The sequence below is a fragment of the Paenibacillus oceani genome, assembly GCF_014705615.1.
GTDB lineage: Bacteria > Bacillota > Bacilli > Paenibacillales > NBRC-103111 > Paenibacillus_AB > Paenibacillus_AB oceani.
This window is the reverse complement of sequence record NZ_JACXJA010000026.1, coordinates 61252-75629: the sequence shown is the minus strand read 5'-3', so window position 1 is coordinate 75629 and position 14378 is coordinate 61252. Positions and strand designations below refer to the sequence as shown.

The 14378-nt window shown below is 50.7% G+C and carries 9 protein-coding genes; 1 reads left to right on the top strand and 8 read right to left on the bottom strand.

All coding sequences use genetic code 11. From position 1 onward, the window contains the following. Window positions 1-561: 561 nt before the first annotated feature. From IDH45_RS18770 to IDH45_RS18750, 5 genes are all read right to left on the bottom strand, one after another. The gene (locus IDH45_RS18770; RefSeq protein WP_190929661.1) at window positions 562-2004 is read right to left on the bottom strand and encodes an MFS transporter; all 1443 of its coding nucleotides are present in this window, start codon (window positions 2002-2004) and stop codon (window positions 562-564) included. Window positions 2005-2936: 932 nt separating this feature from the next. After that, window positions 2937-3404: a DUF2691 family protein gene (locus IDH45_RS18765; RefSeq protein WP_190929660.1), complete on the bottom strand. Its 468-nt coding sequence runs from the start codon at window positions 3402-3404 to the stop codon at window positions 2937-2939. Between the two features lie 138 nt (window positions 3405-3542). Next, a complete protein-coding gene (locus IDH45_RS18760) occupies window positions 3543-4076 on the bottom strand; it encodes a 2'-5' RNA ligase family protein (RefSeq protein WP_190929659.1) in 534 nt (177 codons plus the stop codon). Window positions 4077-4244: 168 nt separating this feature from the next. Beyond that, window positions 4245-6362, bottom strand: a complete 2118-nt coding sequence (locus IDH45_RS18755) for a right-handed parallel beta-helix repeat-containing protein (protein WP_190929658.1) — start codon at window positions 6360-6362, stop codon at window positions 4245-4247. 13 nt (window positions 6363-6375) lie between these two features. Continuing rightward, window positions 6376-9405, bottom strand: coding sequence for a heparinase II/III domain-containing protein (locus tag IDH45_RS18750; RefSeq protein WP_190929657.1), 3030 nt, complete (start codon window positions 9403-9405; stop codon window positions 6376-6378). Window positions 9406-9505: 100 nt separating this feature from the next. Here IDH45_RS18750 and IDH45_RS18745 point away from each other — a divergent pair, with 100 nt between their 5' ends. Beyond that, a complete protein-coding gene (locus tag IDH45_RS18745; RefSeq protein ID WP_190929656.1) occupies window positions 9506-9826 on the top strand; it encodes an extracellular solute-binding protein in 321 nt (106 codons plus the stop codon). Window positions 9827-9863: 37 nt separating this feature from the next. On the opposite strand, the gene IDH45_RS18740 is transcribed toward IDH45_RS18745, so the two are convergent. The 3 genes from IDH45_RS18740 to IDH45_RS18730 all read right to left on the bottom strand — a co-directional run bounded on the left by IDH45_RS18740 (window position 9864) and on the right by IDH45_RS18730 (window position 14357). After that, window positions 9864-11456 carry a M14 family metallopeptidase gene (locus tag IDH45_RS18740; RefSeq protein ID WP_190929655.1) on the bottom strand — a complete coding sequence of 531 codons (1593 nt, stop codon included), beginning with the start codon at window positions 11454-11456 and terminating at the stop codon, window positions 9864-9866. A 69-nt stretch (window positions 11457-11525) separates the two neighbouring features. Then, window positions 11526-12872 (bottom strand): ABC transporter substrate-binding protein, encoded by a 1347-nt coding sequence (locus IDH45_RS18735; protein WP_190929654.1) that lies wholly within the window; start codon window positions 12870-12872, stop codon window positions 11526-11528. 183 nt (window positions 12873-13055) lie between these two features. Next, window positions 13056-14357, bottom strand: a complete 1302-nt coding sequence (locus tag IDH45_RS18730) for an ABC transporter substrate-binding protein (RefSeq protein ID WP_190929653.1) — start codon at window positions 14355-14357, stop codon at window positions 13056-13058. Between the last annotated feature and the right edge of the window lie 21 nt (window positions 14358-14378).

Here is a 14378-nt window from a genome sequence, read left to right as displayed (position 1 = left end):
AATCTCGATCCCGTGATTCCTCAATCAAATAGGTAGTGGATATAGAAAAGCCGCAGATGAACATTGTTCACCCACGACTTTTTGGACGCAAGAATGCTGAAACAAAATATACATCTTTGTTCCGCACATCCTTTACGAAGCAGTGATGATAATGGTGTTCAAGTGAGGTATGCACGAACGTCTGCATAGCAAATCAATCCCTACTAGCCATAGTAGAGTGCTTGAATCACGCTCGTACGTTATTAGTTAAATGTATTAACCTTGTACCTCTGTCAAGAACACAGTCATCATCATCACTGCATATATACCACCATTCCCTATTTGATACCATAATAATAGGTTTAAGGAAAGCAGTCAATGCAGCACTCGCAACAAGCTTGCTGTTATTCATCTGTAGGCTCCAATAATCGCATGACCACGTTAAGCTTAACAGGTGCCACAATCCGATGCTGGCTAGCCTGCCTGGATTTGAGACACTGTACCCGCCGTGACAACGCAGCCATTCTACTGGCTGCCGTCTGATCCAGCCAACTAGGAGTCTGGCTGCGGACCGGTTGCCATTTACATGGCTGTGGGAGCATTTGATGCCCCTTGTTTGGGAGAATGGATAAACAGTAGCGCTAATAGCGCACCGGCAAAAGCTACGATGCCGGACCAAAAGAACGCTTGATGAAATCCATCATTTAGAGCTGCAACAGGATCGCCTCCTGTATGGGCGGCTGTCGATGAGGCCGCGATCGCAACCATGATGGCCAGACTGATCGCCGAGCCGATCTGGTAGCTCGTATTAGCAAGCCCCGATGCGAGCCCCGCCTCTTCCGGCTTAACGCCCGACATAGCGGCCATTGTAGCCGGGATGTAGGCAAGAGACATTCCGAGAGCGCCCAGAAGCGAAGCAGGGAGCACATTCATGACGAAATTGCCGTCCGCAGGCGTGTTGCCGGAGAACAGGAGCATCGAACCCCCGAGCGCAATCAATCCTATAACCAAGTTTGCTTTAATACCAAACTTTCCGATCCATTTACCTGTAATGAATATCATGAAAATGGCAATTAATATCGTCATCGGCAGCAAGCCAACCCCTCCGGCGAAAGCGGAAAATTTCAGGACTTGCTGCATGTAGAGGTTGAGGAAGTACCATAGAGGTATCCATCCTCCGGACAGCATGATGAGCGCGATATTGCCGGCAGCCAGGTTTGGCGCTTTAAAGATTCGTAATGGGACAAGCGGTTCTTTTTTTACGGCCTGGATAATCAGGAAAAGGAGGAACAAGGCGGCCCCCATAACTAACGTCCATACGGTGGAAGGCGATCCCCAGCCGTTGTGTTCTGCAGTAACGATGCCGTACACAACCAGAACCAATGCCGCAGTAACGGAAATAGAGCCTGCAACATCAATGCTGCCTTCTCTGCGCGTCCCTTTACCCAGAAGACCGGGGGCCACTAGCAAGGCAATAATCCCGACCGGAACATTGATCAGAAATGTCCATTGCCAACTTAACCACTCGGTAATAACACCTCCGAGGAACACCCCCGCCGATCCGCCCGCAGCTGCTGAAGCCCCCCAGAAGCCCAATGCCTTTCCGAGCTCTCTAGGATTGCCGCTAAACAACATCATGACGATCGTTAGTGCCGAAGGTGCAATCAAGGCGGAACCGAATCCTTGGAGGGCGCGGCCAACGTTCAGCGATTCCTCGTTCCAAGCCAGGCCCGCAAGTAAAGAAGCCAGAGTTAATATCAAAAATCCCCACATAAATATACGCCGCTGACCAAAAAGATCGGACAAACGTCCACCCAATAACAGAAGACCGCCAAAGAAAATAACGTAAGCATTAAATATCCATTGCAGGTTTTCCTGCGTGTATCCGAGCGCTTCTTTGATGGCCGGCAACGCCACCCCGATAATGGATGTATCCATAATGACAATGAAATTCGCAAGACATAACAAGGCCAACGCCTTCCAGCGCCTTGGATCGGCTTGCGAAAGAGCTGCTTGAGTCCCCATCGTAAAAACCTCCTCAGATTACGAATCACCCGATTATACCGGAATCCAAAACAAACGCTCGCGACGGCCGTCCAGTGACGAGGTTGTTTTAGACCCAAAATATACCGGAGTTCGATACTTATACTATACCCCCCTACTCTATATTGTCAAGAGCGTTTTACCGGATTTCATAATTAAAATGTGCTCGGCACACAAGGAAAAGCAGTCCGCCCCGGTCGGGACAGACTGCTTTTCCGGAATATTTACAAACTACTAAGATGGACATCCTATTGTGCTGCTCTGTCACGATAAACATACAAGGTAACTGCATTTAGAACGATTGTACCGATGAGCAGGATTGCTGGAACAGATGCGATAACACTTACTGTATCCATAAGAGCAGACCAATCCTTTGCCTTTACGCGCTCATAGAAACTGCAAATCTGGAAAAACAACGAAATGGAACAAGCACTAAGACTCCCCATAGGAAGAGCAACCCAATTTCTAGAGCGCTTATCCCTTCTGGATATACTAATAATTGGAAGTATCCAAGCAATTACTCCAAGCACGAGGCTTCCCAGGTTAAGCCAAGCCGTCATATCGAATCCTCCAATTATTTTTAAATTTGTTCTTCTGTTCGGCTATCCTGCCCTTCGCACAGAGCCTTCTCTCATACGACCAATTATTTCATAAAATTGGAATCAGGGCCAATATCAATTGCCTGATAATTAAATGATAACGGAGAGTTACTCCTTATTGAATATTACTGCCGGTTAATAGACTCAGGCTTCATCTATGCACTTCCGCCACCTTGCGGTGTGCTGGAGACTTTCACTCCTTAGTCGTTGCGCTGTCAAGCGCACGCGCAACGACGGCAGCCGAACATTTTGGCCGGCTGCCGTCGGGTAACAATTGAACTATCGTCTACGCTAGTTCAAACAAATCGTATATGCTTACCACACAGATAGCCTTGTTCTAAAATCATTTTCGTCGGTAATATACTCAACTTTCTCAAAGCCTTTTCTAATGGCATTCAGGTATAAATCATCAAGCATTTTGTTGTCCTTACAATAAACTGTAAGATACGAGGAATCGATGACTATCAGAACCAACTGGCATTGGCTTTTTAGGAATTCTTCATAGGTGAGTACATCTTCAATACTTTCACCCCTTGGATATGCCTTAAAATTTGCGAAGATTATATAATATCTGGTTGATTTCAGAATTTCGCTGAGGTCCTGCCCCTTCATTCCATATATCTCACCTTGGAACAAGGGTTTAAAATCGTCTCCCTCAGTGTACTGATATGCTTCTTCTCCACCAATGTACCAATCGAAGTGACTTATGTTGAAAGGCTCCAGTACCTCTCCAAGATGGCTACCCCATTCGTTCGGTATCTCTAACTGGATCCCTCTTTTCATTTATACTCTCCCTTCGGTTATCTACTGCCCAATAGCTCAATAGGCTGTCGATGATGGCAGCCTGATCATGAAGCTCTCGTACCCGTCGTTTAGTCAACTGGTCTACCCGTTAACGTAGCGATGTAGCTGGAACAACGATCAAGTAGCAAGTTGGATATCTTCATACGGCAGGTATTTGTTCGGTTGAATCTCTTTATACACTCGAACAAAAGTCACATCGAATGTTGGGAAAGGAGCTAAGACATTATTCGCTTGATTCTTCATTTCTTCAATTTCTGAGTCTTCCATTCCGAACAAAGTTTGTCCCAAAGTCAAATGAGGATGGAATCCATCTAACTCATAACGTAATACAAGTTCTGGAGAAGGCGCGACTGCATCCATTAGACACCTGTGGAGATCATATATTTCTTTAGATTCAACGCTGAGAAAAGCCACAGCCGTCCCAAAGGTCTTTGGCTCTGATAGCGAAAGTTTGAATCTCGGAAATATTGAACATGTGCGTCTAACTTTATCTAGCCAGGCTAAGTCTATGGTGAGACCGCTCTGGGCTTTTACTGTGATATGAGGCTCTACGACCTCCCTAAGACCATTGCTGGCCCAACGGTCTCGAAATACAATAACTTGTTGTTTATATTCGTCGGGTAGGACGATGCCTATAAAAAATTGTTGCATTTTACACACCAACCTTCTAATTCCACGGAGGATCTATATTTAATTCTATCATGACTATCATGCCATATTTTGCAATTTACGTATGTATCAAATGAAGCTAATCTGCCCGTTAGCTCGGCCATGTCAGTCTAATACTTTATTATGTTGGATGCATCTTCCCTTCTACGCTCAGCTCGTTAGGGTAAGTCCTTGGTAGGTCACGTTCGCGGTGGCAACGGTCGTGCTTGCCGCCGTGTCCAATTCAATCGTCGTTTTGCTGTTTTTGATTACTCTGGCGTTTAACGCTGCTCCCCCCTCACCGGCCCCGGCCACCGTTATATTCATCCCTTCCGGCAAGCCCCTGTAGTCCGCATTGACAGTATTCAAAGCGGTCAAAGTAGCACTTCCCGCATTGATTGATGCCGTTACGACCACTCCCGTGTAAAGAGATCCGAAGCCGATTGCAGGCCCGCTGACATACCATTCCGGCTTGCCCGACGCATTGCAGATCATATCGCCGAATTTCTGCGTCAAATTATCGGTCGGCGCAGCCGACCACTGTACGGGCAAGTTGGCAGCCCCGAGGTACGCGGAGCCGCCTGCGGCCAAATGCTTGATCGCATTGTTCCGCAGTTGCACGGATAGGAAGCGGGAATCGGCTCTGATGCCGAATTTCGGTCTTTTGGAAGCATCTGTCGGGCTGACGGTATTGTTCTCGATCAGGCAGTTGTAAATCCCCCAGGAGGCAAGACGTATAGCTGCGGTCGAAACGGTTTTCCCGCCCCGGCAATTTCGCAGCGTGTTCCCGCTGATCACGCCGTCGTTCGTATAATAATATAGATTAATCCCATTTTGAGCGTATTCATCGGCCGTATTGTTCGTTATACTGAAATTTCGGACAGAATGGAGTGAAATCGCTCCAATCGTATCGCCCGACTCCACCGTACCGCCGAAGCCCGTAATCCGGTTTCCGTTAATAATGATACCTTCCGCCGGACTCGTATCTTTTCCCTGCACGACAATGCCGTAATACCCGTTCCCCCCGGTTCCCTGAACGACCACGTTGCCTTCGATCACCACGTTTCTGAGCACCGGGTTGGCGACATAGCTGCCACCGATTGCAGCAAGGATGCCGGTCTTGCAATTCTCGATGTAATTGTCGAGAAACCAAATGTTTTCCCCGCCATGCGTATCCAGCCCTTCCCAGGCGGGATTGTTCAAAAATTTATTGTTCGTCACCCATACATTTTTGACGAGAAACGAGCCTTCGTTCGTCCGTTCTCCGCCTGTCGCAAACGTATAGGCGTTTCCGGCCGAAGTGGTCGTGGCCGTATCGAAGGTGCTCCCGGTTACGATAATGTTCTCGCATTCCACCATGACCATCATGGCGCCGTAAGACCAGCGATAGAACGTGCAGTCTTCGACAAGAACGTTCGTGCAATACTTGACGACCAGCGCGTACAAACCTTGGATCTCGGTAAACATGCACCGGACGAACGTGAGTCCGTCCACATATTCCGCCCGAACGCCGTCGCGCGATATCGTCGGGTTACCCGAGGTAATGGCGGTGCCGTTGCGGATGGTCAGATCGAAAAACGAGATGTTCGATTTGCGGCTGCCACTCGATCCGAGGATATAAAAAATGCGCGCGGTCAAGCTGCTGTGCTCCCTGATCACCGTAACCGACATGCCGGAGCCTTGCAAAGTCAAATTGGAGGATAACGACAGCGATGTTCCGACCCGGTAGATGCCAGGAGGGAAGTACAGAACTCCCCCGCTCGCCGGTATATGGTCGATCGCCTTTTGAATGGCCGCAGCATCATCGGTCGCGTCATCACCGGCAGCTCCGAACCATTTGACGTTGATCGATTCCGTCTCCACAATCCGCTTGAACCGGGCCCCCGAAGTCGAAACGAGCACCAGACCGGTATTATCGGGAGCCGTAACGTCCGAGGCATCGTAATAAAAGTGGCCCTCATACCCGGCGTCCTTGACGTAATAAATGACGTTCGCATCGGGCAACGTATTCGCCCGAAGCTGCACATAAGTCGTCACGACCACGCAGCCGACGGCGTTCATCGTATTCATCATCGCCGAATGGGCCCTGACTTTCCCGTAAACCGCATTCGCCACCGGGATAGACTGGCCGTACGATTTGGACGCTCCGGCCAATAGCCCGCCTGCGGCGGCCGCCGCGCCTGCCGCTCCGATCGAAGCCAATAAATGTCTTCTGCTCATACGTTTGTTCAGTGCAAGCGATTCGTCCTCCGGCCGATTCATGGCGTGGTTGTTGGTATCCTCCGACATAGATATCTTCCCTTCATTCGGATTTTTCGAGAACGGTTTCGAAGGCTAACGGAATTCTGCACGCCGCACCCTCGCGGATATCATAAACGAAGCCTTTGGTGAAATCTTCCGGATCGGCAAAGCCGCGTACCGGTGTAACGTCCCCGATCCCGAAAACGATCCGGTTCCCCTGCCGTTCTTCGACGCGTTCGATCCGGTAGCTCCCGTTGCGCTCTCCGTCTGTTTCAATGTACAGATAAGAGCCGGTCAAGCAGGCTGTCTCCGTATAGGATTGATCCAGCTCCACGATAATATGGTTTTCCGTGCCGAGTTCTTTCGTGAAATCGACGACGGTTCCCGTCAACGCTCCCCGCTCCGTCCCGATCATGTCACCTAGCATGGTGCCGTCATGCATATAACCGTAAGCCGGAATCCCGCTCTCTTCGGAGATTACACCGAAGAAGCCTTTGAACGCATACTTGTCATCGATGATATAAGTCGTATCGGGATCGAGCGAATTGACGATGTAATCCGTTCGTCCGCTGCCCAGTTCCACCCGGACTGCGGCGGCCCTGGTTCCGGTAAAAGGTTTTCCGCCGACTTTCAGCGTCGCCCGGCTGACGGAACGGATAAACCGGCTGCTGTCGTACGCCTCGAGAACCGAAACGAATTGGCTGTCCAGAAGCTCCCCGGTCCGGCGGACGATCAAATATTTCAAGCGCTTCGGATTGCCAGGTTTGTTGCGCGGAGGCTCCCCGTCGGCCAAAGCGACCTCGTCTGCATCGCTCAGCATGGTCAGGCGCAACCGTATATCCGCAACCTCAGGCAGCACCTTCCAAGTGTCCTGTATTTCCCATTCGACGCTGAACGCGCTTGGAGGGTTGACGTCCCGCTCCACTCTACGCAAATAATGAAAGCCGCTTCCCTTGTAGCCTGCGCCGCCCGGCTGGTCGCGCTCCTTCTCACCGAAGGCTACATGGGGGCCTGCATACGTACCGATCGGCTGACTGATGAGGGCCAGTCCCTCCGTCGATACGGTTTCCCCGGCTCCATGAAAGCTGAAATGATGATCGGAGCCGCCCTTCACGCGAAAAAAATCGACCACGTAGGAATGTAAGCGGTCAGTCTTTATATAGACGGTTGTCCGGCGGTATCGCTCCGTTTGCGGATAAACGCCCGGGGCTTCCACATCGATCAGCTTTACCCGGTCACTATCATCGAAATGCCGCGGAATCCCCACCCATTGCTCGCATTGCTTGGACTTGTCGACCACAACGGTGTTGTGGCTCACCGTGTTGCTCACCCACTCTACCCGATTCGGATTGGCGCCGGTATATTCGGGATACCCGAGATCGGGAGCCAGATCGATTCCGAACGCATGCATCCCGACGTTCAACGCATCGCGGTGCCCGTGCCCGCTCGTTCGGCCATAATACATCCACAGCTCCCGCAAAGCTTGTCCCCCAGTCTCCTGTCCGTCCCGGAGGGCGGCGAAGCCGTAACCCGTCAGATTGACGCTTCCCAGCCGAAGCGGTCCGTATTGCGTAATGACCGATCGCACCTTCTCGGTCAACACCTCGGGGTCAGCGGAGAACACGTCCCCGCGGATGCCTTCCAGTCTGCTATCGTTCAGCAAATAAGCCGTCTGCGCATAGACCGGATCGCCGAACCGTTCAAACGCTTTCAACATATCCGTCAGCTTTAGCGCGAAACCGGGCTTTCCCGTCGAACCGGAGTCCCCGATCTGAGGGGTATAGGCTCCGATCATAATAAGCCGGTATTGTCCGTACATTTTCCGAAACTTAACGTTCCGGTACAGATTAGCCGTCGGATACTTGTCGTACGCTTCCAGCACGTCCGCGATATCCTGGTGTTGCTCTAACCACAGCCGGTTATAGCCCGCTCCCGCCGAAGGCGGAAAGCCGTCACGATCCACTGTGTTCACTAGCCGGGGCAGCAGGTTCCCGCCCGTAATCCGGCACGGCCCCACCTCCAATCCTCCCGCACGGAATGCGAAGTCCAGCCACTCTTTCGTTTCCGGCAACGAGTCCAGCACGACGGCCGCCTTGGCAAGCACGCTGGCGATCCTTCCGTTTATGCTGAAAATTTGCGCTTTCTTCACGCCTTCATACGCCTGACGGACAATGCCGTCCTCGATGTTCCTTCTGATGGCGGCCCCGGACGTCTTCGGGTTAGGCAATTGGAAGCGACTCGCCTGTGCGCTCAAGTAGCCGACAATCTCCGGGTCGTCCATCGCCGGATAGAACGCATCATACGACATGATCAGGTTGTCGATGACCCACTGCTCCCACAGGCAGCCAATCGCTTTTCCCTGGCCGGTTCCGCCATGAGAGTTCAAATATACACTCCCGTCAAATGCGGCGATATCCAGACTCGGGTAAATGTCTGCAATTCGGTCAAGCAAGATCGTGCCCGCTATCGCGTATTTGGTTTCGCCGGTAAACACGTAGGCATCGCGGAACGAGGTCATTGCATTTTCGATAAGTCCCTTGTTTCCCAGCCCGTACCAGACAAACCAGTGGATATAGTGCGCAATAAACGTAAATCGGTTCCCCTTCTCATCCGTCCACCCGTACCCGTCGTCTACGCACCAGTCCGGGCCCTTGTCCGGGTAAAGCCGGTTCACCAGCAGGCTGCGGTCGGCCAACTCCGGTCTGAAAATGCCGTTAACGTCCAGTCCGCTTTCGTAATAAGCGCCGAAATCGTTCGCCGGAAACAGGAAGCCGCTGCTGGGGTCCTTTATTTTCCAAGGGGTGGTCAGCGGATCGGCCGAATACGGATAGTTTCCGAAGGCGTCGATTTTATTGCCGGTTACGGGACTGCCGGCTTGTTGGTTGACGGCATAGCTTCGGGGGAGCGTCTGGGGAGGAACCGATCGCCACAAATTATCGTAGCCTGCCGCCAGGAACTCGTCCGCTTTCGCGACAGCGTCGTCCCGAAGCTTCTTTGCCCAATCGAACTTATGGATATTGGCTCTTGCGTTGGCAATCTTTTCCTCTGTGTAGAGGGTGCTTCGCTTTTTCGCGTTCGTTATGGCATCCATAGGAATTCCTCCGAACTTAGAGATCCAAATCAAGTATAGGACATGTATCGATATACCATGTTCGCATTGCAGGAAACTTCGATAATCCCCGCTTGAAGTCATGAAGGCGCTGCCCGCCGGTTTTTCACCGGTTTATTTGGTATACAACCCGCTTCTTTTCAAAAAATACGGAGTCCCCGAGCCGGAGGGCAAATGGGTCAAAGAGGATTTTATCCGAGCCGCCCAGAAGCTTACGGTCGATACGAACGGGGACGGCATTTTGGATTTGTACGGATTCTCTTTGTCCGGAACGTTGAACCGCTGGCTCGTTATCGCCTTGCAGCAGGGAGTAACTCTCCCTTCGCTCCCCCCTATCGAGCCTATGGAAAACACGCTGGCATTTATACACGGCGACTGTGCCAAACGTTTCATGAACCGTTAGTCCCGCTAGAAACGGGACGACGCGGATGGAAGAAGTTCTAGCTATCCTTCAACGAGACATCGCACCGCACGGTCCCCGTTCTCGGGTGACTGGCCTCGATTACGACGGTATGCCGGCTCTCTTCCGCTCTGATAAACCATTCCACCGCCAGGGAGCCGCCTGCGGGCGCCAACGAATCGGTTTGATGCACGCTGCTACGGTTCAATATGCCGATGCCTCCCGCAACAAGCTTGACCGTAACCGGCCGTTTCATATCCGGGCTGCCGCCTTCCTGCATGACATCCGTGGACAGCGCGCCAATATTGCCTATCGTTGCGCGGATACGGAACAGACGAGCCCCCAAATGTACAGCCTCCGCATTCGCAATGATCAATCGGGGTCCCATTGAAGCGTGCTTGAGCACGAACCCGGTTGTTCTGGGGACGACCTCCGTCATATCGGGTGGATACATGAACCGCGCGTTACCCACCATCATTCCGCCGACTTCCACTTCGCCCAGCTGCGGATGGTCGCAAGTCCGCCAGGGCATGAAGATGCGGCTGCCGCGCTCGTCATGAAAGGCGAGAAGACGTCTTGTATACTCCTCTCTCGTCTTGTCGTCGGATCGTAATATTTCGTCCGACTGCAGTCCGATACTCGTCAATCCGAAGCCCACTTCGATCACATAATGGGATATTCCGAGCTTGGCATAGGCCCAGTCGTTCGAATTGCCGTTCAACCGGGCCGGCGTGCCGCCAAAATTGTAATGGTCAGTGGACATGAGCGGGAATCCGATTATTTCCTCCGCCAGCTTGCCAATTTGCAGCGTGGTCCGCAGATCGCCTGCATGGAATTGTTGATCCGGCTTATACGCGGTCCGCAGCACAGCATGCGTTCCGCAATGAAAATCGACGCCGGCGAAAATATTCGGATGCGAGACCTGGAATTCGGCGATCGCCCGCATTTCCGGCTCGGAAAACGGAAACGCGGATGTGACCGCGCTCGGTTTCCATTCAACCGGGTAGCTGCGATTAAAATCGACGCGCCTCGGGTTTACGGGAAGGGTGCCGTCGTAGTCGCGAATCAGTCCCTCTTGCACTAGGTGGTAGAAAACCCCTTCCTCATCGCCCGGTTCTCTTCGGATCATCAGCCGAGGCTCATCAGGGTGCTCCTTGTAGAGGCCGAGCGGATCGCGCCACCGCATCTGCAGCACGTATCCGTCCCCGTTTATATCTTGGGGCATCAGTTCGTTCTTCTTGAAAGTGGGCTCGTACCGGTTGCGAATATCGACTTGCGCTGACAAAGCGTAATCGGTGCCATCTGGGTCCACACAAGGCACGATGTAGAAAGCAACACGCTTCAGCAGATCGCGATAGCTGTCCACCGTCAGTAACGAGTGGAGGATGTGCAGCGCTGCCGTCACTCCCGCTCCCTCGATGGCATGAAGACCCGCCTGAACGTAATAGGCTCCCTTCGCTTCGGCTGGACCCGTCGAGGGATCGTTAACTTCCGCAAGCCATAGCTGCTTGCCTTGTTTCGTCTGCGTGAGCGATATCAACCGAACAAATGAAGGATGTTCCGACTGGATTTGTTTCAGGATTCCGGTCCACTCCTCGTATCGATAAAACGAATCGTATTTTAACTTCGCCAAACCTTACCACCTCCTGCGTAAGCGCTCTTTACGTATTGCGGATGCACCAGCCTGCTGTTTTACGCCCGATTATTTTCGCGCGCCTTGCTGCAATTCGGCCTGTTTGATCGTCTGGTTCGCCTTCTCTTCCGCATCCCGTAGCGCCGTATTCGAATCTTTCACGCCCGTTATGACATCCTTGAACGCTTCCATGTACTGTTTGGAAACCGCATCGTTGTGAATGGATAAGTACATCGGATTGGCTATCCTCTCCGGCAGTACCGCTTTCACATTCCGTTTCTTTGTAAACTCGACGTCTTCACCGAAATGGCTACGGATTTCGGGATCGGCCAAGATCGGCACGAGCATCCTTTTCTTCGTCATTTCCAGCTGAAACTCGTCGGAAGTCAAAAACTGCAAAACCTGGAAAGCCTCATCCTTGTGCTTGCTCATGGACGTAATATTCCAGAAGCTCGTACTCAGTTGCGGGCCCACGCCCGGCAATTCCTTGAACGTCGGAAGACTGACCATATCCCAGTTCATGCCGCTGTCCTCATGATATTTCAACAACGTGCTTAAATCGATCTTCATTGCTGCAGTCTGTTCTTTGACGAAGTAATTTTGCAGCACCGTGTTGTTCACCGTCGTTTCCCTCTCCAATTCGTTTCCGGGTATACGATAGAAACGGGCGAAGTTGTCGAGGACTTTTTTCCACTGATCGTTGCTTAAGCTTGCTTTCCCCGTTTTTGGGTCGACATAGTTGGCGGAAAACTGATTCATATTGCCGATGTTCGGTAAAATGTAGATCAGGCCGCGATATTGGGTTGCCCCATCCTTCCGTGTCATCTTCACGGCCAAATCGTAAACTTCATCCCAGTTCATGCCGTCCTTCGGATACGGGACGCCGAATTTATCGAACAGCTCCTTATTGTAGTAAAGAGCCAGCGAGGTCGTGCTGACAGGCAAACCGTAGAGCCCGCCACCGGCAAGCTGTCTCACCCCTTGCAGATTCTGCGGTATGATCCGGTTCAAGTCGTAGTTGTATTTTTTGATCAAATCGGAAATATCGTATTGAAAATTGTATTGATTGATCCGTACCGGCAAGAAGGAATCGGACTCGTAGAAAATATCGAGCGGGACCTTATTGATCAGGATTTTATCCATGCTGTAACCGTCTTTGGAAGCAAGGAATTTCAATTTGATATTGGGCAGCTTTTTCTCTATCGCATTGCCGTATAGTTCCATGAACGATTCCGTCGTATTACCGCTTGAAGGGTTATGGATCGTCAGTTCGACCGGCTCTTTGACAGCCGCAGCGGGTTCCTCCTGCTTGGCAGGTTGATTGCCTGTTTCTTCTCCGGACTTACTGCCGCCGCAACCTACGACTACCGCCGCCATAAGTGTTGAAATCCCGACCAATAGCAAACCTCTTTTCAAAATATACATCCTCCTCACAAAATGATGCTGTCAATAATTGGGCATCTAAATAACAGCGCTTACATTCGATTGAGTTTGCTTTTGTTGCGGCAACAAGATGGCTTGTGGTTTCAATGTGGAATTCATTATGAATAATAAGATCAGCATTATAGAGCAGCAGAACCCATTGGAAATCACGGAATGTTACTTTGGATTATTTTTTATCAACTGAACTGCTTCTTCTTCGGCCTTTCTGAGAGCGGTATTGATGTCAAGTTTCTCTAACGCCATTTTTTTCGCAGAATCATTCATCGCTTGAGTAACCTCGACGCGATATTCGGTATATGGAGGATTAGGTGTTGGAGCTACCCCGAATACAGCCTTAAGATTCTTACCTGCAAAAACGTTAAGTTCCTTGGCATAGGATTGTTTGATCTGGACATCTTTTAAGACCGTCATCCAGCTCCCTACCTGATTGACTTTCGCTTGCACCTCATCCTTTAACAATTCGTTAATTACATAAAATGCAGCATCTTTATGCTTGCTCGTCTTGGAGATCATAAGGACAAGATAATCCACAGGGGCTCCCATTCCAGGGCGTTCCTTATAGACAGGGAAAGAAGTAAGATCCCATTGAAAAGCTGGCGGTTTCGCCAATGCAGTGGCCATTCCCGAGATCCAACCCGGATACACCGCTATATTCCCCTTATCAAAAAAACTGCTGTGGATATACGTATTACCTTTGATATAGCTTGGAATATCAAAAAACTTCTCAAACAGTCGAGCAACCTGGGCATGCGCATCGGATGTGAGGTAAGGCTCATTTTTGGAGTTTACATAGGGAGCGCCATACTGCTTGAACATATTGACCGAACTCCAGATGGTGCCTCCGATGTATTGGATTCCACCCTCGTCTCGCGTCATTTTCTTTGTATAATCTAAGATATCATCCCAGGATAAAACGTTATCAGGATAAGGATAGCCAAACTTATCGAAAAGATCTTTATTATAAATGGTAGCTCCGTAACTCATCCAAAAAGGCATGCCTAAAATGGATCCTTCTTTTTCCAGCCTTCCGCCTATTTCTTTCATTTCCTCTACAATTACAGGTTCAATTCGGGTTAGATCGACATTGAATTGTTTAATCAACGGACTGAGATCAGAGGGAATATCCAGTCTGACCATATCGAGAAGCGATATTCCCGCGGTACTGATCAAATCCGGTTTAACGCCGGAAGCAATTAATTCTTGAAGGTTGCCCTTTACTAACTTCAACTTAATCTCCGGATATTTCGCGCTAATGACGGGTACTATTACTTGCTCAAATAACACATCCGTTATTCCGCTTCCATGGACAACCAACTCTACGGGACCACCTTTATACCCTGCGGACGGATCCGGGCTACCCGATGAAGAATCCGGCTTCTTCCCATTCGACGAGCAGCCGCTGAGAAGGATTAACAAACATATCATAACTAGAATGGTATTCTTGAAGTTTATCTTCACTTCTGATCTTCCCCCTGAATT

Bases quoted from the DNA above. Each gene is read 5' to 3' on its own strand.
- IDH45_RS18760 (WP_190929659.1), bottom strand. From the start codon at position 4,076: ATGCAACAATTTTTTATAGGCATCGTCCTACCCGACGAATATAAACAA.
- IDH45_RS18755 (WP_190929658.1), bottom strand. From the start codon at position 6,362: ATGTCGGAGGATACCAACAACCACGCCATGAATCGGCCGGAGGACGAA.
- IDH45_RS18750 (WP_190929657.1), bottom strand. From the start codon at position 9,405: ATGGATGCCATAACGAACGCGAAAAAGCGAAGCACCCTCTACACAGAG.
- IDH45_RS18765 (WP_190929660.1), bottom strand. From the start codon at position 3,404: ATGAAAAGAGGGATCCAGTTAGAGATACCGAACGAATGGGGTAGCCAT.
- IDH45_RS18745 (WP_190929656.1), top strand. From the start codon at position 9,506: ATGAAGGCGCTGCCCGCCGGTTTTTCACCGGTTTATTTGGTATACAAC.
- IDH45_RS18770 (WP_190929661.1), bottom strand. From the start codon at position 2,004: ATGGGGACTCAAGCAGCTCTTTCGCAAGCCGATCCAAGGCGCTGGAAG.